General features: G+C 61.5%; 24 protein-coding genes and 1 tRNA gene. 8 read left to right on the top strand and 17 right to left on the bottom strand.

Annotated elements, in window-relative coordinates:
• Positions 1–106 precede the first annotated feature (106 nt).
• From J7U39_RS24930 to J7U39_RS24900, 7 genes are all read right to left on the bottom strand, one after another.
• Complete coding sequence (locus J7U39_RS24930; RefSeq protein ID WP_011426994.1) at positions 107–988, bottom strand: 3-hydroxybutyryl-CoA dehydrogenase; 882 nt, start codon at positions 986–988, stop codon at positions 107–109.
• A gap of 147 nt (positions 989–1,135) precedes the next feature.
• A complete protein-coding gene (locus tag J7U39_RS24925; protein WP_210632875.1) occupies positions 1,136–2,065 on the bottom strand; it encodes an electron transfer flavoprotein subunit alpha/FixB family protein in 930 nt (309 codons plus the stop codon).
• A 25-nt stretch (positions 2,066–2,090) separates the two neighbouring features.
• Complete coding sequence (locus J7U39_RS24920) at positions 2,091–2,840, bottom strand: electron transfer flavoprotein subunit beta/FixA family protein (RefSeq protein WP_210632874.1); 750 nt, start codon at positions 2,838–2,840, stop codon at positions 2,091–2,093.
• Between the two features lie 182 nt (positions 2,841–3,022).
• On the bottom strand, positions 3,023–3,811 hold the full coding sequence (locus tag J7U39_RS24915) for a rhomboid family intramembrane serine protease (RefSeq protein WP_210632873.1): 789 nt from the start codon (positions 3,809–3,811) through the stop codon (positions 3,023–3,025).
• Between the two features lie 33 nt (positions 3,812–3,844).
• The gene (locus J7U39_RS24910; RefSeq protein WP_210632872.1) at positions 3,845–4,423 is read right to left on the bottom strand and encodes a cob(I)yrinic acid a,c-diamide adenosyltransferase; all 579 of its coding nucleotides are present in this window, start codon (positions 4,421–4,423) and stop codon (positions 3,845–3,847) included.
• A 246-nt stretch (positions 4,424–4,669) separates the two neighbouring features.
• Complete coding sequence (locus J7U39_RS24905; RefSeq protein WP_210632871.1) at positions 4,670–4,873, bottom strand: twin transmembrane helix small protein; 204 nt, start codon at positions 4,871–4,873, stop codon at positions 4,670–4,672.
• 18 nt (positions 4,874–4,891) lie between these two features.
• Entirely contained in the window at positions 4,892–5,725 is an 834-nt protein-coding gene (locus J7U39_RS24900; RefSeq protein ID WP_210632870.1) for an SDR family oxidoreductase, read from the bottom strand.
• Between the two features lie 75 nt (positions 5,726–5,800).
• Between J7U39_RS24900 and J7U39_RS24895 the strand changes: the two genes are divergently transcribed.
• Positions 5,801–6,724, top strand: a complete 924-nt coding sequence (locus J7U39_RS24895; RefSeq protein WP_210632869.1) for a YihY/virulence factor BrkB family protein — start codon at positions 5,801–5,803, stop codon at positions 6,722–6,724.
• Here J7U39_RS24895 and gluQRS read toward each other — a convergent pair.
• Entirely contained in the window at positions 6,689–7,570 is an 882-nt protein-coding gene (gluQRS, locus tag J7U39_RS24890) for a tRNA glutamyl-Q(34) synthetase GluQRS (protein ID WP_210632868.1), read from the bottom strand. The genes J7U39_RS24895 and gluQRS overlap by 36 nt on opposite strands.
• On the opposite strand from gluQRS, the gene J7U39_RS24885 reads away from it, so the two are divergent.
• Positions 7,569–8,261 (top strand): DNA-3-methyladenine glycosylase, encoded by a 693-nt coding sequence (locus tag J7U39_RS24885; protein ID WP_210632867.1) that lies wholly within the window; start codon positions 7,569–7,571, stop codon positions 8,259–8,261. The genes gluQRS and J7U39_RS24885 overlap by 2 nt on opposite strands.
• A 111-nt stretch (positions 8,262–8,372) precedes the next feature.
• Positions 8,373–8,930 (top strand): HNH endonuclease, encoded by a 558-nt coding sequence (locus J7U39_RS24880; RefSeq protein ID WP_064710619.1) that lies wholly within the window; start codon positions 8,373–8,375, stop codon positions 8,928–8,930.
• A gap of 10 nt (positions 8,931–8,940) precedes the next feature.
• Here J7U39_RS24880 and J7U39_RS24875 read toward each other — a convergent pair whose 3' ends face one another.
• Both J7U39_RS24875 and J7U39_RS24870 read right to left on the bottom strand, forming a co-directional pair.
• A complete protein-coding gene (locus tag J7U39_RS24875; protein ID WP_210632866.1) occupies positions 8,941–9,456 on the bottom strand; it encodes a disulfide bond formation protein B in 516 nt (171 codons plus the stop codon).
• Positions 9,457–9,478: 22 nt separating this feature from the next.
• On the bottom strand, positions 9,479–10,069 hold the full coding sequence (locus J7U39_RS24870) for a YqaA family protein (protein ID WP_210632865.1): 591 nt from the start codon (positions 10,067–10,069) through the stop codon (positions 9,479–9,481).
• Positions 10,070–10,264: 195 nt separating this feature from the next.
• Between J7U39_RS24870 and J7U39_RS24865 the strand changes: the two genes are divergently transcribed.
• The gene (locus J7U39_RS24865) at positions 10,265–10,555 is read left to right on the top strand and encodes a hypothetical protein (RefSeq protein WP_210633038.1); all 291 of its coding nucleotides are present in this window, start codon (positions 10,265–10,267) and stop codon (positions 10,553–10,555) included.
• 13 nt (positions 10,556–10,568) lie between these two features.
• On the opposite strand, the gene J7U39_RS24860 is transcribed toward J7U39_RS24865, so the two are convergent.
• Positions 10,569–12,314: a cation:proton antiporter gene (locus tag J7U39_RS24860; RefSeq protein WP_210632864.1), complete on the bottom strand. Its 1,746-nt coding sequence runs from the start codon at positions 12,312–12,314 to the stop codon at positions 10,569–10,571.
• Between the two features lie 208 nt (positions 12,315–12,522).
• On the opposite strand from J7U39_RS24860, the gene J7U39_RS24855 reads away from it, so the two are divergent.
• Entirely contained in the window at positions 12,523–12,807 is a 285-nt protein-coding gene (locus tag J7U39_RS24855) for a hypothetical protein (protein ID WP_210632863.1), read from the top strand.
• Between the two features lie 168 nt (positions 12,808–12,975).
• The gene (locus J7U39_RS24850) at positions 12,976–13,263 is read left to right on the top strand and encodes a hypothetical protein (RefSeq protein WP_210632862.1); all 288 of its coding nucleotides are present in this window, start codon (positions 12,976–12,978) and stop codon (positions 13,261–13,263) included.
• 203 nt (positions 13,264–13,466) lie between these two features.
• Here J7U39_RS24850 and J7U39_RS24845 read toward each other — a convergent pair.
• Positions 13,467–13,551: transfer RNA gene (locus J7U39_RS24845), tRNA-Leu, on the bottom strand.
• Positions 13,552–13,675: 124 nt separating this feature from the next.
• Positions 13,676–14,971, bottom strand: coding sequence for an MFS transporter (locus J7U39_RS24840; protein WP_210632861.1), 1,296 nt, complete (start codon positions 14,969–14,971; stop codon positions 13,676–13,678).
• A 126-nt stretch (positions 14,972–15,097) separates the two neighbouring features.
• Here J7U39_RS24840 and J7U39_RS24835 point away from each other — a divergent pair, with 126 nt between their 5' ends.
• Positions 15,098–15,703, top strand: coding sequence for a TetR/AcrR family transcriptional regulator (locus J7U39_RS24835; protein WP_210632860.1), 606 nt, complete (start codon positions 15,098–15,100; stop codon positions 15,701–15,703).
• Here the strand turns inward: J7U39_RS24835 and J7U39_RS24830 are convergent.
• Positions 15,670–16,650 (bottom strand): aldo/keto reductase, encoded by a 981-nt coding sequence (locus J7U39_RS24830; protein WP_210632859.1) that lies wholly within the window; start codon positions 16,648–16,650, stop codon positions 15,670–15,672. The genes J7U39_RS24835 and J7U39_RS24830 overlap by 34 nt on opposite strands.
• A gap of 193 nt (positions 16,651–16,843) precedes the next feature.
• On the opposite strand from J7U39_RS24830, the gene J7U39_RS24825 reads away from it, so the two are divergent.
• Positions 16,844–18,472, top strand: coding sequence for an AMP-binding protein (locus J7U39_RS24825; protein WP_210632858.1), 1,629 nt, complete (start codon positions 16,844–16,846; stop codon positions 18,470–18,472).
• A gap of 18 nt (positions 18,473–18,490) precedes the next feature.
• Here the strand turns inward: J7U39_RS24825 and J7U39_RS24820 are convergent, their stop codons facing one another.
• The 3 genes from J7U39_RS24820 to secA all read right to left on the bottom strand — a co-directional run bounded on the left by J7U39_RS24820 (position 18,491) and on the right by secA (position 24,076).
• Positions 18,491–19,768 carry a GNAT family N-acetyltransferase gene (locus tag J7U39_RS24820; RefSeq protein WP_210632857.1) on the bottom strand — a complete coding sequence of 426 codons (1,278 nt, stop codon included), beginning with the start codon at positions 19,766–19,768 and terminating at the stop codon, positions 18,491–18,493.
• A complete protein-coding gene (locus J7U39_RS24815; protein ID WP_210632856.1) occupies positions 19,769–21,184 on the bottom strand; it encodes a lipopolysaccharide biosynthesis protein in 1,416 nt (471 codons plus the stop codon).
• A 177-nt stretch (positions 21,185–21,361) separates the two neighbouring features.
• Positions 21,362–24,076 carry a preprotein translocase subunit SecA gene (gene secA / locus J7U39_RS24810; RefSeq protein WP_210632855.1) on the bottom strand — a complete coding sequence of 905 codons (2,715 nt, stop codon included), beginning with the start codon at positions 24,074–24,076 and terminating at the stop codon, positions 21,362–21,364.
• Between the last annotated feature and the right edge of the window lie 214 nt (positions 24,077–24,290).

The following is a 24,290-nucleotide window of genomic DNA, read 5'->3' as shown; positions in this document are numbered from 1 at the left end:
GCAGCAGGAACATGGGTGTTTCGGTCGACATGGCATTCCTCCCGTTCTCGGCAAGGAAAGCATTTCGCGGGCGTGCGGTCCACTCGCCCTTTCTGATGATGTCTGCTTATCGCGTCGGGACGGGCACTTCGCCACGATAATCATAGAAGCCGCGGCCGGATTTGCGTCCGAGCCAGCCGGCTTCGACATATTTCACCAGCAGCGGGCAGGGGCGATACTTCGAGTCCGCCAGGCCGTCATGCAGCACCTGCATGATCGACAGGCAGGTGTCGAGGCCGATGAAATCGGCAAGCTGCAGCGGCCCCATCGGATGGTTGGCGCCGAGCTTCATCGCCGTATCGATGGCGTCGACGGTGCCGACACCTTCGTAGAGCGTATAGATCGCCTCGTTGATCATCGGCAGCAGGATGCGGTTGACGATGAAGGCCGGGAAGTCCTCGGCGACGGTGACGGTCTTCTCCAGCGAGCCGACGAACTCCTTGGCGGCGGTGAAGGTCTTCTCATCGGTCGCAATGCCGCGCACCAGTTCGACCAGCTTCATGACAGGCACCGGGTTCATGAAATGTATGCCCATGAAGCGCTCGGCGCGGTCGGTGGCGGCAGCAAGCCGGGTGATGGAAAGCGAAGAGGTGTTGGTGGCCAGCAGCGCTTCCGGCTTCATCACCGGACAAACCTGGCTATAGATCTTGCGCTTGACGCTTTCGTCCTCGGTGGCCGCCTCGATGACGAGATCGGACGGGGCGAGATCGTTGACATCGGCGGAGCCTGATATGCGCGACAAGGTCGCCTTGCGTTCCTCGTCGGTCATCTTGCCGTTCGTCACCAGGCGGGCGAGATTGCCGTTGATGGTGGCGAGGCCGGATTCGATGCGGTCCTGTGAGAGATCGTAGATGTGGACCCGGTAACCTGCGGCGGCCGAAACATGCGCGATGCCGCAGCCCATCTGGCCGGCACCAATGATACCAATATTCTTCAACACCGCACTCATCTCCAAACCCCCGCTCGGCATTCGCCCCCGCGCTGCCGCATTATTAGCAATACTGCCGGACGAAGGATCGTCCGGCAGTATGTAGTAGACCGATAAAAGACAATTTTCCAGTCATTCGCAAGTGCGAAAGAAAGGCATTTGCCTCGCTCAGAGCGCCTTTTGCAATTCCGGCAGTGCTTCGAAGAGATCGGCGACGAGGCCATAGTCGGCGACCTGGAAGATCGGCGCCTCCTCGTCCTTGTTGATGGCGACGATCACCTTACTATCCTTCATGCCGGCGAGATGCTGGATGGCGCCGGAGATGCCGCAGGCGATATAGAGATCGGGCGCCACCACCTTGCCGGTCTGACCGACCTGCCAGTCGTTCGGGGCATAACCGGCATCGACGGCGGCACGGGATGCGCCGACGGCGGCGCCGAGCTTGTCGGCAACCGGCAGGATGACTTCCTTGAACTTCTCGGCCGAGCCGAGCGCCCGACCGCCGGAGATGATGACCTTGGCCGAGGTCAGTTCCGGCCGTTCCGAGGCCGACAGCGCATCGGAGACGAAACGCGACAGCCCCGGATCGGAGACCGCCGGGATCGCCTCGACAGAGGCAGAGCCGCCTTCAGCCGCGGAAGCAAACGAGGCGGTGCGCACGGTGATCACCTTCCTGGCATCGCTGGCCTGCACCGTCTGGATGGCGTTGCCGGCATAGATCGGCCGCTTGAAGGTGTCGGCGGAAACGACCTCGATGATCTCCGAGACCTGGGCGACGTCGAGAAGGGCGGCCACCCGCGGCAGCACCGTCTTGCCGACCGAAGTGGCGGCCGAGACGATCGTGTCGTAGGAGCCGGCGAGCGAGACGATCAGGTCGGCCAGCGGTTCGGCGAGATTGTTGGCAAGCGCGTCGCTTTCGGCGAGCAGCACCTTGGAGACGCCGGAGAGTTTTGCCGCCTGATCGGCCGCAGCCCTGGCAGCCTTGCCGGCAACCAGCACATGCACGTCGGAGCCGATCTGGCTTGCCGCCGTCAGCGCCTTGGCGGTCTGGTCGGAAAGGTGATTGCCGTCATGGTCGGCCAGAAGAAGAATGGTCATGATAGTTGCTCCTGTTCCAGCCCGATTACAGCACGCCGGCTTCGTTCTTCAGCTTGTCGACGAGTTCGGCGACCGACTTGACCTTGACGCCGGCCTTGCGGCCGGACGGCTCCTCGGTCTTCAGCACCTTCAGCCGCGGCGTCGTGTCGACGCCGAAATCGGCAGGAGCTTGTCTGTCGAGCGGCTTCTTCTTCGCCTTCATGATGTTCGGCAGCGAGGCATAACGCGGCTCGTTCAGTCTGAGATCGGTGGTGATGACCGCCGGCAGCTTGATCTCGATCGTCTGCAGGCCGCCATCGACCTCGCGGGTGACCTGCGCCTTGCCGTCCCCAATCTCGATCTTCGAGGCGAAGGTTGCCTGGGCTGAGCCCAGCAGCGCCGCCAGCATCTGGCCGGTCTGGTTCGAATCGTCGTCGATCGCCTGCTTGCCGACGATGACAAGCCCCGGCTGCTCGGCATCAGCCACCGCTTTCAGGATCTTGGCGACGGCGAGCGGCTCGACCTGATCGTCGGTCTCGACCAGGATCGCCCGGTCGGCGCCCATGGCGAGCGCCGTCCGCAGCGTCTCCTCGGCCTTGGCGGGGCCGATCGACACGACCACCACTTCTTCCGCCTTGCCGGCCTCCTTCAGCCGCAGCGCTTCTTCCACCGAGATCTCGTCGAACGGGTTCATCGACATCTTCACATTGGCAAGCTCGACACCCGTGCCATCCGGCTTCACCCGGATCTTCACGTTGTAGTCGACAACCCGCTTGACGGGCACGAGAATCTTCATGGGGTCCTTCCTTCAGGGAAAACTGGCTTCAGAGACTTTTCTAGAAAATGCGCGCTCAGGCGCTGCTCCGATTGTCGAATGGCGACATGGATACGCGTTTTTCCTCCAATTTCAACGCTCGCATGACGCAGGCAGGCGATTTGACGGGCAATATATGGACGTTTACGTTCACGTCAATATCGCTATGAGCGCCGACCCCAGGGGAAGCGCTGCCCTATCCCGCCCCCCGTTCCGGCGGCGATGCTCGGAACGGCGCCGGGACTGTTTCTCACGGCCCGAGGTGTGACGATCTCCCGGTCGAAGAGCGGCACGCCGGACCGGCGCAAGACGAGGATTAAAATACCTCCGGCAATGATGCCGCCGACATGCGCGCCCCAGGAAACATCGCTTTCGGGTGTGATCGCCAGCATGACGAACTGCTGCCCGATCCACAAAAGCAGCGGCACGAAAGCCGGCAGGGGCAACGGCACACGGAAGAAGACCAGCACCCAAACCCTGACGCGCGGATGCAGCATGACATAGGCGGCAACCACGCCGGAGATCGCTCCCGATGCGCCGACCAGCGGCGCTTGCGACGTCATGCTGAACAGGCCGTGGCAGAGCGCGCCGGCGGCTGCGCAGGCGAGGTAGAACATCAGGAAGCGCAGATGCCCCATCGCATCCTCGACATTGTCGCCGAAGACCCAGAGGAAGATCATGTTACCGGCGAGATGCCAGAAGCCGGCGTGGACGAAGGCATAGGTGAGATAAGTCAGCGGTTCCGGCACGATTTCGAGCCCCGGCGCCAGCACCGCATCGCCGAAGACGATGGCCGGGATGTAACCGAGCCCGACTGTTGTCGCCTGGGCTGCCTGCTCGCTCTCCAGGCTGGTGAATAGCCAGATTGCGACATTCAGCGCGATCAGCGAGAGGGTCACCCACTGGACCTTGATATATTTCAGCGTATTGGCGTCGTGAAGTGGTATGAACATAAAGGCCCCCCGGCGATCGTCGTCGCGGCGAACCTATCTGTTTTTTCCGGGAACCCAAAGCACATCTGCTTGGCCCCGGTCATTTGCATGGCGCGCAGCGACGAAGAGAAAATCCGAGAGCCGGTTGACGTATTTCCTCGCCGACTCGCTGACGATTTCGCCGTCGGTGTGGGCAAGCGCCACCATCAGACGTTCGGCGCGCCGGGCAATCGTACGGGCAAGGTGCAGATATGCGGCAGCGGGGCTGCCGCCCGGCAGGATGAAGGATTTCAGCGGCTCGAGACCGGCGTTCAACTGATCGATATCGCTCTCGACGCGGGCGACCTGAGTCTCGATGATCCGCAGTGGTTCGTAGGCCGGCGTCTCACCGATATCCGGTGTGGCGAGATCCGCGCCGAGATCGAAGAGATCGTTCTGGATCGACATCAGCATGGCGTCGAGTTCGGGCAAGCCTGATGTGTGCAGCCGCGCCAGGCCGATCGCGGAATTGGCCTCGTCGATCGTGCCATAGGCTTCGACCCGCAGATCGTCCTTTGTCCGACGCGGGCCGGACACCAACCCGGTCGTGCCGTCATCGCCGGTTTTGGTGTAGATCTTGTTGAGTTTTACCATGTCGCACCGCCTAGCGGGAGGATTGTCGTTCCACCCCGACCTCCGTCATGCTCGGGCTTGACCCGAGCATCCAGATCGCATCGATCAGAGGCCGTGGCATAGATCCTCGGCTCAATGCCGAGGATGACGGAGAATGGAGTTGGCCCTTTCGCCAAACTTGATGCTGCGTGAAGAGACACCCCATCCGGGATCGCGTCTCCTTGGTCATTCCCACTCCTCATCACACCAACCACTCCATAGTTTCCGTCAGCTCGGACGGCCGCCGCCGGTCAGCCAGAGCGTGATCATAATCAGGACGACGGCGATTGCCTGCAGCAGGACGCGAAGCTGCATCAGCTTGTTGGAAAGGTTGGCATCACCGCCCTTCATCATGTTGAAGAGGCCGCGGATCAGCACGAGGGCGACGATGCCCATGACGATGATCGCAAGGATATAGGTGGCCGTGGACATGGTATTCAGCTTTCTCGGTCAATCGGTCCAGCGCATCAGATTGTAGAAGAGGTCTGCCGGAAGCAGTCGCTTCAGGAGCATGCCCTGTTTAGCCGGAGTCGTTACAGGATAATGTGGCTTTGGTCTTTTCGAGTTCAATGCTTGTTTCAATACGGAGTAGACCGCGTCGGGGGCAAGTTTGTGGCGGTTGACCGGCCCCGATCCGTCGAGCCTCGCCAACTGTCTGGCATAATCTGCTGCGTGCGGCGAATTCTCGAGATCGACGTTTTCCCTGATCTTTGCGAGCGCGTTGGCGGTGAAACGCGTGGCGATCGGCCCAGGCTCGATCAGGCTCACATGGATGCCGCTGCCGTAAAGCTCCATACGCAGGGTGATGCTGAGCCCCTCGAGCGCAAATTTCGAGGCGGTATAGGCACCGCGATAGCGATAGGGGACCAGGCCGAGAATGGAGGAGCATTGCACGATCCGTCCGTGACCATGTTTGCGCATCGAGGGGATGAGCTGCCGCGTCAATTCGTGCCAGCCGAAGAAGTTCGCTTCGAACTGTGCGCGCAGCGCCGCCGTCGACAGATCCTCGACGGCGCCAGGCTGGCCGTAGGCACCATTGTTGAAGAGCGCGTCGATGCGGCCGCCGCTGCGGCCGAGGGCCGCGCCGACGAAGTCGGAAATCGTCTCGGCCCTGGCATAATCCATCACGAAGGCCTCGATGCCGTCGGCTTCCAGTGCCGGCAGATCATCCGCCTTGCGCACCGTCGCAAAGACACGCCAGCCATCGGCCTTCAGCGCCCGGGCGCAGTAAGCGCCGATGCCGGAGGAACAGCCGGTGACGACGATTGTGCGCTGTTCCGCCATGGAATGATTCCTGTACAAAATGAGACTCGTTTCCCATATTCGGCCAGAGGATACAATCTGGAAGCCGGGGACGGAATGCGGAAGGTGCTGCGCACGATCTACGACGTGGTCTACGACGCGATCTGTCACATGGTCGAGGATGACGGATTTGCAATGGCGAGCCACGTGGCGCTGTCGAGCCTGCTTGCGGTTTTTCCCTTCCTGATCTTCGGCACGGCGCTTGCAAGCTTCCTCGGCGCCGATCAGTTTTCCTCCACCGCCATCCATCTGATCTTCGACACCTGGCCGGAAGCGATCGCCAAGCCGCTCGCCGACCAGGTGCTGCAGGTCCTGACCATTCAGCGCGGCGGGCTGCTGACGGTCTCGGTGCTGGCGGCTGCCTATTTCGCCTCGAACGGCGTCGAAGCGCTGCGCATCTCGCTCAACCGTGCCTATCGGGTGCAGGAAACGCGGCCGTGGTATTTCACCCGCCTCGCCAGCCTCGGCTATGTGCTGATTGCCGTCATCATCTTCGCGGCGATCAGCATTCTGCTGGTGGCCGTGCCATTGGCTCTCGACTATGCCAGGAAATGGCTTCCGCTGTTTGCCGATACGCTCGACATCGTCTTCAGCTGGCGCATCTACGGCACGCTTGTCGTGCTCACCGTCGGGCTGCTCGTCATGCATCTGTGGCTGCCGGCCGGTAAGCGGCGGGTGTTCGACGTCATTCCCGGCGTGCTGCTGACGCTGCTTCTGTGGCTCGCCGGCGCGCTGGTCTTTGCCTATTATCTTGCGACCTTCGCCAATTATACGGCGACCTATGCCGGTCTCGCCTCGGTGATGATCGTGCTGATCTTCCTCTACATGGTCGGCGTCATCTTCATCATCGGCGCAGAGATCAACGCGGCGCTGATCAAGTTCCGCGTCTTCCGGATGTTCTCGCACACGCTTTCGATCGTCGGCAGAGAGCGTGCCGAACGGCGGTCAGAGCCCGACAAGGCGGCGAATATCGGCCCCTGACATGCCCTGGGCACGCAATTCGGCAAGGCCGCTGTCACCTTCGCTTTTCGAAAGCTTGCGGCCATCGGCGTCGAGGATGAGACGATGATGGTGATAGAGAGGCTGGGGCAGGCCGAGCAGCACCTGCAGCAGCCGGTGGACCGACGTGGCGTGGAAGAGGTCGAGCCCACGCACGACATGGGTGACGCCCTGCAGCGCATCGTCGACGACCACCGAAAGATGATAGCTCGAGGGTGCATCCGAGCGAGACAGGATGACGTCTCCCCAGACCTCGGGTTCGGCGGCGATCTCGCCCGTCCTGCCGTCGCCGGTTTCGGTCCAGAACAGCAGTTCGCCGATCAGGTCGAGCGCCTTGCGCATATCGAGCCGCCAGGCATGTTTTTTCCCGGAGGCAAGAATATCCCGCCATTCGGCCTCGAGCCGCTCGCGATCAATCGGCGGGTAATGTGGCGTGCCATCGGGGTCGCGCGGCCAGGATTGGCCCGTTGCCTCGTAGGCGGAGACACGTGCCTTCACCTCGCCGCGCGTCAGGAAGGCGGGGTAGACCAGGCCGCGCTCGATCAATGCGTGGAGCGCCGCCTGATATTCCGGGAAATGTTCCGACTGCCGCCGCACCGGGCTTTCCCAATCGATAGCAAGCCAGTCGAGGTCCCTCAGGATGCCGGCCTCAAATTCGGGGGTGCAGCGCGCCTGGTCGATATCCTCGATGCGCAGCAGCAGGCGGCCATTTTCGGCTTCGGCCATGTCGCGGTTCAAAAAGGCCGACAGCGCATGGCCGAGATGCAGCGGTCCGTTCGGACTCGGCGCAAAACGAAAGACAGGCTTTTGACGCTCGCTCGTGGTCATGCTTTCTTCTGCCACGGATTTTGGTTTCGAACCACTGGGAGGACGCGTGCAGATCATCCGTAACGACGATGACGTCAGGCTGGGGCTCGAAGCATTGCTGCGCCTCGACCCTCGCCTTGCACCAATCGCGGCGGATGCAGGGCCTGTCCCATTGCGGTTGCGTGAACCCGGCTTTGCCGGCCTTGCCCATATCATCGTCTCGCAAATGGTCTCGCGCGCCAGCGCCGAGGCGATCTGGCGGCGGATGCTGCCGGCGGACGGGCCGTTGACGGCCGAAGGCTACGTGCTGCTTGCGCCGGAAGCATGGCGGGAATTCGGCCTGTCGCGCGCCAAGGCCGACACGCTGTCGCGGATTGCTGAAGCGGTTGTCTCCGACCGCCTCGATCTTTCCGGCCTCTGCCTGAAACCGCCGGACGAAGCGCTTGGTGAACTCACCGCCTTAAAGGGCGTCGGTCCGTGGACGGCGGAGGTCTATCTGATGTTCTGCGGCGGCCATGCCGATGTCTTTCCAGCCGGCGATGTGGCGCTGCAGAATGCCGTCGGTACCGCGCTTGGACTTGCGGCGCGGCCGCAAGCCAAGGCGCTTGCCAGGCTCTCGCAAGTCTGGTCGCCATGGCGCTCGGTGGCGGCGCGGCTTTTCTGGGCCTATTACGCCACGAAAATGCGGCGCGACATGCTGCCGATCGGCTGATCGGCAACACTCTTCAAATTGCCTTTATCCTCTGAATTTATTGGACTTCACAATCCTGTAACAACCGGCCTAATATACAGATGCAGATGCCGAATCGATCAGGAGAGTCCCTTGACGATTGCAGTCTCCCCGCAGGCCCTGCCGGCGCTCGTCCTGAACGCTGACTACCGGCCGCTGAGTTATTATCCCTTGTCGCTCTGGTCCTGGCAGGACGCGATCAAGGCGGTCTTTCTCGACCGTGTGAACATCATCGCGGAATATGAACATTCGGTTTCCTCACCGAGCTTTTCGATGCGGCTTCCGAGTGTCGTGTGCCTGAAGACTTACGTTCAGCCATCGCGCAATCCGGCTTTCACCCGGTTCAACGTCTTCCTGCGCGACCGGTTCGAGTGCCAGTATTGCGGCTCTCATGACGATCTGACGTTCGACCACGTCATCCCGCGTGCCCATGGCGGCGAGACGACCTGGGAGAATGTCGTGGCAGCCTGCTCGCCCTGCAATCTGCGCAAGGGCAGCAAGCTTCCGAAGCAGGCGGGCATGTTCCCGGCGCAAAAGCCCTACCAGCCGACGGTGCAGGATCTGCACAATAACGGCCGGCTGTTTCCGCCCAACTATCTGCATGAAAGCTGGCTCGACTATCTCTACTGGGATACCGAACTGCAGCCCTGATAGGCTCGCCTCACGCAGATTTGCGGACGCCGACGAAGGCGAAAGCTGCCAGCAGAATACCGGCGATCACGTTCCAACCTGCAAAAGACAGGCCAAGCACCCGCAGCGCTGCATCGGTGCAGGATGGACCTTTGATCGTATTGAGCTCGGTCAGCAGATCGCCGGCATTGCTCGTCATGCTGTTTGCGGTCGTCGAGCAGGTCGCCGGCCCCGGCCAGAAATGCCATTCCACGCCGGCGTGATAGACGCCCATGCCGGCCGTCACCAGCATCAGGATGCCGGCCGCAAGCAGCATTGCCCGGGAAATCCAGTTCGGCAGACCGGCAAGCTCGCATATGGCGGCGAGAATGGCGATCGGGATGGCATAATAATAGGGCTGGCGCTGCAAGAGGCAGAGTGCGCAGGGAATATAGCCGCCGATATATTGGAAGCCGAGCGCGGCGCCGACCACCGCCGCCATGCCGATAGCGAGCAATATCGAATAGGTAAAGCCGGGGCGGACGAGCGGCGAAGAGATGGCAGTCATGGCGGAACTCCGCAAGATGGGCCTAGTGAGCGAAAGAGCGGTAGCCGACATATAGCACGATCACGGCCCCGGCACCGATGCCGACGATCTGGCCGAGGCGCTTTTCGATGAAATGCCGGATCGGCTCGCCGTAGCGGCGCAGCAGCCAGGCGAGGAACAGGAAACGCGCGCCGCGCGCAACGATCGCCGAAACGATGAAAAGACCGAGATTGACGTGGATGACGCCGGACAGGATGGTCACGATCTTGATCGGCGGCAGATGTGCGAGACCTGATGTGACGAGCAGCAACAGGATCCACTCGTAGGTGACATAGGCCTTCATCTGCTCAAAGGCATCGAGCTTGCCGTAGAATGCGAGAACCGGCCGCGCCACCGTCTCGTAGGCGTAAAAGCCGAGCGCCCAACCGGCGATGCCGCCGAGCACGGAGGCGACGGTCGCGATCAGCGCATAGCGATAGGAGCGTTCCGGCTTGGCAAGCGCCATCGGCAGAAACAGCACATCGGCGGGGACGAGAAAGACGGAGCTTTCGACGAAGGCGATGACGGCGAGCCAGACTTCGGCCGATTTGCGCGAGGCCAGAGACATGGTCCAGTCGTAAAGTCTGCGAAGCATTCCATTCCTTTCCTATTGCGGTGCAAAAAGCTTTAGGGGTCGTATGCGGCGCTGTAAATGCTCGCCCGTGTCCTTCGTGCCACCGTCGTCTAAAAATTTTGTGATGCGGAGGCGTCGCCGCCTCTCCCAAGATTTCATGGGATTGCGAATCGGCCATTCTAGGGCAAGGTTTACGTGGTCGACGTGCAGGGTGGCATGAGAATGTTCAAAGTGATTGAAGGCGGCCTTGGGCGGGCCGTGCAGATGAATGACCGGGCCGAAGCGGGTTCGGGACCGAGCCGGGAAGATGTGCGCCGGGAAGCGAACCGGCGGCTCAAGGAAAGTGGTTATCACCCGTCCCGCATTCGGGAATTTGCCACCGGCGTGCCGATGCTGGCCTCCCTGAGATACCTGTCGATGCAGATCGATTTCGCGGCCGAGACCTTGTCGCGGCTCGACCCGATCCCGGACGATTTCCGCTCTGACGGCTATTGGCCGGCGGGCTGAGACGATCGCCGCGTCAGGATAGATCCATCGACTTTTCCCATTGCTGACGCAGGACGTTCATTTCGGTGCGTTTTTGCGCCATTTCGCTGACGACGGCGCGCAAGTTGGGATGATGCGACATGAACATATTGAAATCGCGCCGCTCGAGCACCTCGAACTGACAGAAGTCGACGGCGATGACGTCTGCCGTGCGCCTTCCGCCGCTCAGCAACGCCATTTCCCCGAAGAAGGCGCCCGGTTCCAGGCGGATCGCACCGCTGGCGAGACGTACTTCGACCGCGCCTGAGGAGATGAAATACATGCTGTCGCCGCGATCGCCGCGACGGATGACGCGTTCGCCTGGTGGAGCCGACTTCGCCTTGAAGAGCAGCAGCAGCTCTTCCTGCGCATCTTCCCCGACCTGAGAGAACAGCGGAAAGGTTTCGATCAGCTGCTGCATTTTCAACTGATGCTGGCGTTCTCGTTCCTCGCCGAGCGCCCTGATTTTTTCCAGTTCTTTGCCGAGCGTCTTCTGCCTCTTTCTGCCGAAATTTTCGAAGAGCGAGGGCCATTGCGCATGGATATGTTTCTTCAGGCCCTCGGTTGCGATGATCACGATCGGGTTGAGTGTGATCGACAGGATCGCTGCGGCAAGGATCAGATCCTGGCCTTCATGCGGCAGAAGCCCGAGCGAGACGCCGAGGCCGGCAAGGATGAAGGAAAATTCGCCGATCTGGGCAAGGCCGCCGGCCAAGGTCAGCCCCATGCCGATCGGATATCGCAGCATCATGACGATGGCGAAGGTGATGACGGCCTTGCCGAGAATGACGAGCGCCAGGGCGCCGATCACGGCCAACGGTTGGCGAACCAGGATCGAGGGGTCGAAGAGCATGCCGACCGAGACGAAGAACAGCACGGAGAAGGCGTTCTGCAAGGGCAGTGAATCGGCCGCTGCTCTGTGGCTGAGCTGGGATTCGCTCATGACGACGCCGGCGAAAAAGGCGCCGAGTGCAAAGGAGACACCGAAAATCGCCGCCGAGCCGAAAGCGATGCCGAGCGCGATTGCCAGCACCGTCAGCGTGAAGAGTTCGCGCGAGCCGGTGCGGGCGATCATCGTCAGCAGCCAGGGCACGATACGGGGGCCGAGGAAGATTGCCATCGCGGCGAAGGCCAGCACCTTGAACAAGGTCAGTCCGATCGTCAACACCAGCGGCAGCTCACCGAGGCCGTGATTCGTATCAACGGCGTGGCCGCCGAGAAGCTCTGCCAGCGCCGGCAGCAGCACCAGCGCCAGCACCATCACCAGATCCTCGACAATCAGCCAGCCGACGGCCACGCGCCCGCTCGGCGCATTGACGAGATTGCGCTCCTCCAGCGCCTTCAGGAGTACGACCGTACTCGCTACCGAGAGGCTGAGCCCGAACACGACGCCGGCGCCGAGGCTCCAGCCCCAGAGCGTGCAGAGGCCGATACCCAGCAGAGTGGCCAGAATAATTCGGCCGATCGCGCCCGGCACGGCGATCCCGCGTACGGCAAGCAGGTCGGAAGCGGAAAAATGCAGGCCGACGCCGAACATCAGCAGGATGACACCCATTTCGGCAAGCTGGCCGGCAAGGGCGGTATCGGCGACGAAACCTGGTGTGAGTGGCCCGATCAGGATGCCGGCCATCAGATAGCCAACGAGCGGCGGCAGTCGCAGCCGGTCGGCGCCATAACCGAGGACCGCCGCGAAAACAAAACTGACGGCGACCGTCGCGATGAGTCCCACTTCCTGATGCACGTCTGCCCTCGCCTGATGGTAACGGCGCCACCTTGGACGAAGCGCAAGCAAAATTAAATAGTTGATTTGCGTTTTGCGGCTGCTCTCGGAAGCGTCGGCTTGGTCACGAACAATAAATTCCGCGTCCACTCCAGAATGACAGGTTTGCCGCCTATGTCGGAACCACTTCCCTTTTGCTTCGTTGGCCCTTTAGACAAGGAGAAACGACATGCGAAAGATCATTCTGAACTGTGCCGTGACGGCCCTTGCCGCCTGCTCGTTTGCAGCGCCTGTTCTCGCCGACAGCGTCTATGTCAGGGAGCGTTCGTATGACGATGACTATCGTTACGAGCGGGAGCGGCCCGGCATCACCATCAGTGAGCGCGGCGTCACTCTCGGCGCTGTGCGCGAACGTGAGCACCGCCGCTACCGACATGATGGCTGCGAAACCAGGAGCGTCACCCGTCAGACCGATGAAGGCGAAGTAACCCGGACGGTTAGGCGCTGCTATTGACGAAGATTCGCGACAAAGACGAAGCCCGGCTCCCGCAAGCCGGGTTTTCGCGTTTCGAATGGCACGCACGCGCAATACGGTGGTGGAAGTGATCAGGCGGTGTTATGGGCACCCTTTCGTTCGAAGCGCATTTTCGGCGCACAGAACCCCGCACAGGAATTTTTCAGTATGATTGAGCTTACCCCATCCCAGATCGTCGCACTTAAACTCGCCAAGGCCGGAGATCTCTATCCTCAGCCGGCAAATAAATGGACGCATCAGAACGCGACGGTGACCTACGCAAAGACCGACCGCTGGAAAGAGCGGCCGCAGAAGGTGAAATCGGTCACGGCTAAGACGCTGGGCGAGTTGAGAGAGCCGGGCTTCCTCGAGCGGCGGCATCTCGACGATGACGCATCAAAAGATGTCTACGGCATCACGATGGCCGGCAAGATGTGGCTGCTGAAGAACAAGTAGTTTCGGGCAGATGTGAATTCGTTCCGTGCTTCCGCGTCAGCTTGATGATGCGGAGGCGTGACACGATTGTATTCGGGATAATGGTGCCGCTAAGCGGAGCATAATCGAACCAGTCCGCCTTCGTTCCTGACGGAACTGCGGCGCGGCTGCATCCGCCTCAATGCTCTCTTCGGCTCGCCGACCGAAGCTCACAGAGCGGAGGCTGGTGCCCCATGCCGGGGTCGAACCAGCACTTCTTTCGAAACTCGATTTTGAGTCGAGCGCGTCTACCAATTCCGCCAATGGGGCAACGGATACGGACGGGCGGCTGTCTAACATGCGAGCGCCCGCGCGCGCAAGACGGGCCGGCGAAGTTATCGCAATGAAGCGTTGGAAGATCCGGCCTGGTCTCGAGGGCGGATCCTGTTTCATATCAGTGGGCGGCGGCAGGGGCCGGGTTGGTCAGGCCGGACTTCTTCAGTGTGATCGCCAGGATCGAAGCCAAGAGGCAGAAGGCGCCGGCGACGAAGAAGGCGGGCAGGTAGCTCGACAGCTCCGTGCGCGACAGGCCGGCGCCATAGGCGGCGGTGGCGGCGCCCAACTGATGGCCGGCAAAGACCCAGCCGAAGACGAGGCCGGCCTTTTCGCGGCCGAAGCGGTCGGCGGCAATCTTGACGGTCGGCGGCACGGTGGCGATCCAGTCGAGACCGTAGAAGATCGCGAAGATCGAGAGGCCATAGAAGCTGAAATCGCTGAAGGGCAGGTAGAGCAGCGAGAGACCGCGTAGGCCGTAATACCAGAACAGCAGCCAACGATTATCGAAGCGGTCGGAGAGCCAGCCGGAGCCGATGGTGCCGAAGAAATCGAAGATGCCCATGACGGCAAGCACGCTGGCGGCTGCCACCGGCACGATGCCGAAATCGCCGCAGAGGGTGACGAAATGGGTCTGGATCAGGCCGTTGGTGCTGAGGCCGCAGATGAAGAAGGTCGCAAACAGGATCCAGAAGGTCGAGGTCGTCGATATTTCGCGGAGCGTGGTGATCGGCGTCATCAGCGCAGCGCCGAGCGTCGTGCGGGCCGGCGCTGGCGCGACATGGGCTTCTCCCAGCGACGGCAGGTTCACGTCCGACGGGCGGTCACGCATGAAGAGAAGGACGAGAAGCGCGGCAACCATGATCATGGCGCAGACGAAGAACACGGTGGCACGCCAGCCGTAGCGTTCGGTGAGTTCCGCCATCAGCGGCAGGAAGACGAGCTGGCCGGTTGCCGAACTCGCCGAGAGCATGCCGACGACAAGGCCGCGGTGCTTGACAAACCAGCGCGTCGAAACCGTTGCCGCCAGCACCATGGCCGTCAGGCCGGTGCCGAAGCCGACGACGATGCCCCACAGCGCCAGCAGATGCCAAAGCCTGGTCATGAACAGCGAACCGATGAAGCCCGCGCCAATCAGCGCCAGTGCAAAGACGATGACCTTTCGCACGCCGAAATAATTCATGAAGGCGGCGGCGAACGGACCCATGAAACCGAAAAGGATCAAGCGGATCGCCAGAGCGGAGGAAATCTGCGACGTTTCCCAGCCGAACTCATCCTGGAGCGGCTTGATGAGGACGCCGGGGGCGCCCATGGCGCCTGCCGTCACCAGCATGGTCAGGAAGGTCGCGGCAACGACGACCCAACCGTAGTGAATGTTGCGCCGCGCAAGGGAGGAGGCAAGAACTGCTGAAACCATGAGGGGATTCCATTCGAATTCAGGTGGAGAAGATACAGAGCCGATTTACATGATGATCATCATATTTCTTGCTTATTGATGATGGACATCATATATTTTGTCAAGCGACGATTTCTGGAGATGAAGATGCGGGTCAGCCGCGAAAAATTTGCCGAGAACCGCGAGAAGATACTCAGTGTTGCCGGCGTGCTCTTTCGCGAGAACGGTTTCGACGGCGTCGGTGTCGTCGATATCATGAAGGCGGCGGGGCTGACGCATGGCGGCTTCTACGGCCACTTCAGTTCGAAGGACGAGTTGGCGCTTGAGGTCAGCCGCAAGCTGATCGACAAGGTCGAGAGGCGCTGGAAGGAACATATTGCCGAGTCTCCCGACCGGCCGCTGCAGGCACTTCTCGACCATTATATTCACTGGCGCACGGTTGACGATCCGGGCGGCAGCTGTGTTTTCGCGACTTTGATTCAGGAGGTGAGCCGCAGCCACGGCGCGATGCGCGCCGTCTTCAGCGACGGGCTGTCCGTATTGGTCGACACACTTGCCGATATCGTTCCCGGAAAGACCGACGACGAGCGCCGCGCCAATGCAGCGACGACGCTTTCATCGATGATGGGGGCCGTTATTCTCGCCCGCGCCGTCGAGGACAGGGCGCTTGCCGAGCAGTTTCTGGTGACGATGCGTCGGCAGCTCGATCCCGCCGGCGGTTACTTGAAGCCGGCGACGGCGTGCGGGACATAGGGGGCTTCCAGGGCCGCGATTTCCTCGGCGGTGAGTTTGACCGAGAGCGAGGCAACGGCATCGGTCAGGTGGTTCGGTTTGGATGCGCCGATGATCGGCGCGGTCACCACGCTCTTCTGCAGGATCCAGGCGGTGGCGACCTGGGCGCGGGAGATGCTGCGGGCTCTGGCGATTTCGGCGACGGCATCGACGATCTTGCGGTCGGCATCGATGGACTGCGTGTAGAGCGTCTTGCCGAATTCGTCGGTTTCGCTACGCGCCGTCGTCTCGTCCCAGTCGCGGGTCAGACGGCCGCGGGCCAGCGGGCTCCAGGGAATGACGGCGATCTTCTGGTCTGCGCAGAAGGGCAGCATTTCGCGCTCTTCCTCGCGGTAGAGCAGGTTCAGGTGGTCCTGCATGCTGACGAACTCGGTCCAGCCGTTCAGCCGGGAGACGTAGAGCGCCTTGGTGAATTGCCAGGCATACATGGATGAGGCGCCGATATAACGTGCCTTGCCCGATTTGACGACGTCATGCAGCGCTTCCAGCGTTTCCTCGATCGGCGTCGTATAGTCGAAACGATGAATCTGGTAGAGATCGACATAGTCGGTGCCGAGGCGCCGCAGGCTATTGTCGATCTCGTCGAAGATCGCTTTGCGCGACAGACCGGCACCGTTCGGGCCCGGCCGCATGCGGTTGAACACCTTGGTCGCAAGCACGATGTCTTCGCGCTTGGCGAAGTCTTTGATGGCACGGCCGACGATCTCCTCCGAAGAGCCGTTGGAATAGGTGTTGGCGGTGTCGAGGAAATTGATTCCGAGGTCGATCGCCTGCTTGATTATCGTCCGGCTTTCCTCTTCCCGCAGGCTCCAGGCATGATTGCCGCGGCCGGGATCACCGAAGGTCATGCAGCCGAGGCAGACTTTCGAAACTTCGAGCCCGGTCTTTCCGAATTTGACGTATTCCATGAAACGCTCCAAGACTTGAGATAACCCCGCGCGGCGTTTCATGATCTAGTGCGCAACTGCGAAAGTCGCAGGGGCTGAATGAACAATCTGCGGACTACGCATACAATGGTGTGTGATCGGCTCGTTTTTCTCTGCAGCTTGCGTATCCGCGCCGCACGGTGTTAGCTGCCGCAGCATTCACCGGAACTCGACTATGCGACTGCCGTCCCTTGATCGTTATGACGATCTCTGCCGTGATTTTTCCTGGCGGATTCCGGAGGATTTCAATATCGGCCGCGCCGTCAGCGACGAATGGGCGGTGCGAGATCCGGGACGCGTCTGTCTGGAGCATTTCAGCCCGGACGGCGACGATCTTTCGCTGACCTATGGTGAACTTTCCGCGGCCTCTTCGATGTTCGCCAATGCGCTGGCATCGCTCGGCATCAAGCGTGGCGATCGCGTCGCTCTGCTGGTGCCCCAGTCCTTCGAGACCGTGATTGCGCACGTCGCAATCTATAAGATGGGCGCGATCGCCCTGCCGCTGGCGCTGCTGTTCGGCGTCGAGGCGCTTGAATATCGGCTCAGAATCTCAGGCGCGGCGGCAATTATCACCAATGATTTCGGCCTTGATCGGGTCCGGCAAATCCGCGATCGCCTGCCGGAACTGCGACATGTGATCAGTGTCAGCGGCGCTCGCGACGCCCTCTCCTTTGCCGATCTGACCGCCTCGCATGCGCCGGTCTTCGAGGGAGAGAAGACAACGCCCGACGATCCGGCGCTGATGATCTTCACCTCGGGCACGACAGGGCCGCCCAAGGGCGCATTGCATGGCCACCGTGTTCTGCCCGGGCATATTCCCGGCATGCAGTTCGCCCATGAAGGGTTTCCCAAGGCGGGCGACAAGGTCTGGACCCCGTCCGACTGGGCCTGGGCCGGCGGTCTTCTCAACGCGTTGCTGCCGAGCCTTCTGCTCGGCGTTCCCGTCGTCTCGTCGCCGGCGCAGAAATTCGATGCCAACACGGCCTATCGGATCATGGCGGAGATGAAGGTGCGCAATGCCTTCATCCCGCCGACGGCGCTGCGGCTGATGCGGTCGGTTTCCGATCCGCGGTCGAAATATGATCTGGTGTTGCGCACCATCGGCTCGGCGGGAGAAGCGCTCGGCCGCGAGACCTATGACTGGGCGCGGCGCACGCTCGACATCACCGTCAACGAATTCTACGGCCAGACGGAATGCAATTTCGTGCTGTCGTCGAGTGCTGCCTTTGGCGTCACCAAGGCGGGCGCCATCGGACGCGCGGTGCCCGGCCATCGCGTCGCGATCGTCAGCGAGGCCGGTGACGAACTGCCGGCGGGCGAATCCGGTCAGATCGCCATCGCGAGTCCCGATCCCGTGATGTTCCTCGGCTATTGGAACGATGCGGCGGCGACCGCGCGAAAATTTCTTCACGGCTGGCTGCTTACCGGTGACATCGGCCGGCAGGACGAAGACGGCTACGTCACCTTTGAAGGCCGTGACGACGACGTCATCACCTCGTCCGGGTATCGCATCGGCCCGGCCGAGATCGAGGATTGCCTGATCGGCCATCCCGCCGTGCAGCTTGCCGCGGCCGTCGGCAAACCCGATGCGGTGCGCACCGAGATCGTCAAGGCCTATATCGTGCTATCACCCGGTCATTCGCCGAGCGAGTCGCTGGCCGCCGAAATCAGGGAATGGGTGAAGATGCGGCTTTCGATGCACGAATATCCGCGCGAGGTGGAATTCGTCGAGTCATTGCCGCTGACGACAACCGGCAAGGTCATCCGCCGGCTGCTGCGAGAGAAAGCTGCGGCTGAGGGCTGAGCGCCGCCCGGAGATGCTTTAGCCTCGGCCGGTGAGCGACATGATCTTCTCGCGCAGCATCTTCGCCATGTTGCGCGTGCTGCGGTACATGTGGAGCTGGGCGGCGGCCTGGCGCATGTCGCGGTCGCCGTTCTGGGTCAGGCCGATGACCAAAGTTCCCATCTCCTCGCGCTCCTGCCACAAGCGACTCATGATCGGATGGTCGGAGACGGCACAGGAATCGGAGCGCACGATATTGGCGTCATCGAGATGCCATTCCGTGAGTTCGCTCATCAAGAGCTTGCCCGGCGAATAGCGGGCATAGTTCTCATCATAGGCGGTCTTCCAGGTATAGGCCTCGCCGCCCATCATCAACACCACGATGGCAGCGATCGCTTTGCCGTTGAGATCGATCGTGTGGATACGCACGGCGTCGACGGCGGCAAGGTTCGACACGGCCTCGCGCGCGAATGCGGTATGGTAGCGATCGGTGACGAGAGCGCTTCGCCGTTTGCCCTTCCAGCCGCCAGCCTCCATCGCCAAGAATTCCTCGAAACGGACGTGGACGTCGCGCGGCTGGCGGGCGACGGCATAGACCGCCGTTCCCTGTTCCTCCAGCAGGCGCCACTGGCGGCGCATCTCACGCATGTGCGACGAGGAGATGGTTTTGCCGAGATAGGCGGGCGCCTCTTCCTCACTCTGCAGCATCGGGCGCTGATAGGGATTGGTCACGGTGAGCGGAAGGTTGCGGCCGAGCGCCACGGCCTTGAGCATGCGCACGAAAATGCCGTTCAATCTCAGGTCCGGCAAGACCAGTGTGCTCGGCAGGTTGAGATCGGGAGCGATCAGCCCTTCGAAGAAATTGTCGAGGGTTTCGGCCGCATCTTCGCTGTCGACGAGCGGTGTGCCGAGCGGACCGAAGCTGTTCGACCAGCCGCGGATGATCGAGGGGCCGACGGCAAAGCCCGGTCTGTCGACCGAAAACGGCAGGAGGAAGCGCATGCGGCTGCGGCCGGCGCTGTAATCGCGGATCAGGGCGAAATTTACTTGCCGGTCTTCGATCCGCGGCATGGCGGGCGCAAGGAAGCGGCCGGAGAAAAAGACGTTCGGTTCCATCGCTCGGTTGGAAAGGAAGTCGAGCTCGTCCTGAAGTTCGTAGCCGAGCTTGCCGGGATAGAGGCAGAGCTCGCGCCCCGGCCGGCCGATCTCGGCGCGGGCCTCGGCCTGCGGCGCTTCAAAATGCAGCGCCGCGAGCTCATGGATCATGCGGTTGCTGATGCTGTCGGTGCTTTCGGTGACGGGTGGTAGGCGCACCATCTATCGAACTCTCATTTCTGGCGTTGCGGCGGAGGGGCTGGCGAAGGCGAAGAGGACGATGCCGAGCGTGCGGCGCACGGCGACATGCAGGAGGATAGCCTCGACTGCCATGGCCGAGGCGGTGGCGACGGCGGTGCCTTCGATGCCGTAGTGCGGGATCAAAGCAAGGTTGAGGCTGACATTGGCGGCCAATGCGCCGGCATAGAGAGCCACACAGAGGTTCTGCTTGCCCGCCATCATCAGCAGCGTTTCGGCCGGGCCGACCAGTGACTTGGCAAGGATGCCGGCGAGCAGGATCGCCATGACAAGATAACCTGACGTGAAGGCGCCGCCGAACAGCGACAGCAGCAGGTGGCCGGCCGCGAGCACGACGAGGCCGACTCCGAACGCCGGCCAGAAGGTCCAGCGGGCGGCGTCGGCGGCGGCCGCCGCCAGTTGAGCGTGGTCGCCTTCGGCAATAATCGAGGAAAAGCGCGGGCCGGAAGCGGCCTTGACGGAGAAATTGATGAAATGCACCAGCGCCATGGTCTTGGCGGCGGCGAAATAGATAGCGACGTCGTGCGGTTCAAGGAAAATGCCGACGACGACGACATCTGAATTGGTGAGCAGGAAACTCACGCCTTCGATCAGGAAGATCGGGAAGGCTACACTGAGCCAGGCGAGGAAATCGATCTTGCGCGGACCTTCGTCATAGTGCCGGCGAAGACGATAGAGTGTCGCGCCATATTGGCCAAGCGCGGTGACGAAGGTGGCGGCAAGCGCCGCCTGCATGGCCGTGACGGCCGTATGCTCTGCGCCCATCGCAATCGCGATCAGCATGAAGGCGATGATGAGGACCGGCCGGACGATATAGACCGGGCTCAGCGCCATCACCGGCCAATGGTTCGCCCGCGACGTGCCTTCCAGAATATCGCCAAGCGCGATCATCGGCATGGCAAGCAGGCCGAGGAAGATCGGGATGAGGTAATAGGCTTCGATCCTATCGCCGAAGAAATGCAGCCCGATCATGCCGGCGGCGAGCATCACTGTGCCGGAAAGCATCGCAAAGATGCGTGCCGTGCCGGTCAGGCCGCGGATTTCGTCGAAGGCGCCCGCCGCCTTGTACTGCGGCAGAAAGCGGACGATCGCGGTGTGGAAGCCAAGGCAGGAGAGATCGCCGAAGACGACGATCAGCACCCAGACGAAAACGAAGATGCCATATTCATATTCGCCCATCAGCCGTGCGAGCACGATCTGGGAGATAAAGGCGAGCGCGGCGCTGAGGATACGGATCGAGAAGGCCGTCAGCGCCATCCGCCGGGCGGCCGCTTTTTCGCCGCCTTCGGTGAGCATGGCGGCAAACATGCGCAGCGTGCGGCCGCCGATCGGGCGCAGGCCCGCGGGCAGCAGTTTCTCCGCTGTTTCTATGACCGCCATGATGAACACGCAAAACTCTAAAGGTCAGGCAAATCGCCCCCGAAGTCTTGACAGAACAGGGTTAAGAAACGGTTCCGGATCGGGCTGCCATCAAGCTATGAAGATCGGGTTCTCGGCGCTGCCGCAGAAAAGAAAAATGCCGCCCGAAGGCGGCATTCCAGCTTTTCGCGATTTGCCTCAGACCTGCTCGAAGGCACCGTGGCAATGCTTGTATTTCTTGCCGGAACCGCAAGGGCAGGCCTCGTTGCGCCCGACCTTGCCCCAGGTGGCGGGGTCGTCCGGATTGCGGTTCTCGGGTGAGACGATGACTTCAGAGGCCTGGTAGATCGGGGCGAAATCGTCCTCTCCGGTCGTCGGATCGAGATGATGGGCCTGCATCAGCGGCGGTTCCGGCTCAGCGGGCGCCTGCTGCACCAGCTCGACGCGCATCAGCTGGGCGGTGACCGCCTCGCGCAGATTATTGAGGAGGCCGGTGAAGAGTTCGAAGGCTTCGGACTTGTATTCCTGCAGCGGATCGCGCTGGGCATAGCCGCGGAAACCGATGACGGAGCGTAGATGGTCGAGGTTGACGATGTGCTCGCGCCAGAGATGATCGAGCGTCTGCATGACGATCGAGCGTTCGACATAATGCATGATGTCGTCGCCGAAGCGCTCGGCCTTTTCGGTAAAGGCGGCATTGGCGGCTTGCGTCAGGCGCTCGCGAATGTCGTCCTCGCCGATGCCTTCTTCCTTGAACCACTCCTCGATCGGCAGATCGAGGTTCAGGATATTGGCAACGCCGGCCTTCAGGCCGACGGCATCCCACTGTTCGGCATAGGCGCGCTCGGGGATATGCTTCTCAACCAGATCCTCTATCACTTCGCGGCGCATGTCGGAGACGGTCTCGGAAATATTGGTCGATTCCATCAGTTCGAGGCGCTGCTCGAAGATCACCTTGCGCTGATCGTTGAGAACGTCGTCATACTTCAGCAAATTCTTGCGGATATCGAAGTTGCGGGCTTCGACCTTCTTCTGCGCGCGCTCGAGCGCCTTGTTGATCCACGGGTGGACGATCGCCTCGCCTTCCTTGAGGCCGAGCTTGGTCAGCATGCTGTCCATGCGATCGGAGCCGAAGATGCGCATCAGATCGTCCTGGAGCGAAAGGTAGAATTTCGAGCGGCCGGGGTCGCCCTGACGGCCAGAGCGGCCGCGCAGCTGGTTGTCGATGCGACGGCTCTCGTGGCGTTCGGTGGCGATGACGTAGAGACCGCCGGCGGCGAGCGCCTTCTGCTTGAGCTCCTTGATCTCCTCGACGATCGCCTGGATCCTGGCGTCGCGCTCCGGACCGGCTTCGAGTTCGCCGAGCTCGCGCTCGATGCGCATATCCAGGTTGCCGCCGAGCTGAATGTCGGTGCCGCGGCCGGCCATGTTGGTGGCGATCGTAACGGCGCCCGGCACGCCGGCCTGGGCGACGATATAGGCTTCCTGCTCGTGATAGCGGGCGTTCAGCACCTGGAAATTGTCGAAGCCCTGCTTGCGCATGCGCTCGGCGAGCAGCTCCGACTTCTCGATCGAGGTCGTACCGACGAGCACCGGCTGGCCGCGCTTGTGGGCATCGAGGATTTCGCCGATGATCGCCTTGAACTTCTCGTCGAAGGTCCGATAGACCTCGTCGTCCTCATCGATACGCTTGATCGGCAGGTTGGTCGGGACTTCGATAACGTCAAGATTGTAGATATTGCCGAATTCCTCCGCTTCCGTCTGCGCCGTGCCGGTCATGCCGGCGAGCTTGTCGTACATGCGGAAGTAGTTCTGGAAAGTGATCGATGCCAACGTCTGGTTTTCCGGCTGGATCTGCACCTTTTCCTTGGCTTCGAGTGCCTGGTGCTGGCCTTCCGAATAACGCCGGCCCGGCATCATGCGGCCGGTGAATTCATCGATGATGACGACTTCGTCGTTGCGGACGATATAGTCCTTGTCGCGCTGGAAGAGCTTGTGGGCCTTCAGCGCATTGTTGATGTGGTGGACGATTGCGACGTTCTCGATGTCGTAGAGCGCGTTACCCTTCAAGAGGCCGGCCTGACGCAGCAGGTTTTCCAGCTTCTCGGTGCCCTCTTCGGAGAAGTTGGCGGAACGCTGCTTCTCGTCGATCTCGTAATCGCTGGGCGCGAGCAGCGGAATGAAGGCGTCGATCGTATTGTAGAGTTCCGAGCGGTCGTCGAGCGGACCGGAGATGATCAGCGGCGTGCGCGCTTCGTCGACGAGGATCGAGTCGACTTCGTCGACGATCGCGAAATTGTGGCCGCGCTGGACCATCTGGTTCTTCTCGTACTTCATGTTATCGCGCAGATAATCGAAGCCGAGCTCGTTGTTGGTGGCATAGGTGATGTCGCAGGCATAAGCCGCGCGGCGCTCCTCGTCGGAAAGGCCATGAACGATGACGCCTGTGGTCATGCCGAGGAAGCCGTAGACACGGCCCATGGTCGCGGCATCGCGCTGGGCGAGATAATCGTTGACGGTGACAACGTGCACGCCCTTGCCGGAAAGCGCGTTCAGATAGACCGGCAGGGTGGCGACGAGGGTCTTGCCTTCGCCGGTCTTCATCTCGGCGATCGCATTCGAATGCAGGATCATGCCGCCGATCAGCTGTACGTCAAAAGGTCGCAGGCCGAGAACGCGGCGTGACGCCTCGCGCACGACGGCAAAGGCGGGAATCAGAATGTCGTCGAGCGTCTTGCCCTCGGCGAGAAGAGCGCGGAATTCGACGGTCTTTGCCGCGAGCTGCTCGTCCGTCAGCGCCTTCGTCTTCTCTTCGATGGAGTTGATCGCGGCGACGTTCGGCTGGTAGGACCGCACGCGGCGATCATTGGACGACCCAAATAACTTGCGGGCTATACCGCCAAAGCTGACCATGTGACTGGTCCTTTCTCAATATTCATCCGCGACGTTTCTTGTCCGCGGCCCAGCCGAAAATCAGGCGCACGCCTTGAAACGCCCGGAAACTGTTCTGGACGCGAGGTTGCGTGACAGATAAGAGGGGGGTCGAATGATGTCAACGGATTTGGCGGATACAGAAAGGCCACAATCCGGTGTTGATGGCTATTTTGAGCTGGAACAGGCGATGCTG

It is taken from the genome of Rhizobium sp. NLR16a (genome assembly GCF_017948245.1).
GTDB lineage: Bacteria > Pseudomonadota > Alphaproteobacteria > Rhizobiales > Rhizobiaceae > Rhizobium.
Note: the sequence above shows the minus strand (reverse complement) of the source record. Positions and strands in the feature narration are given on the sequence as shown.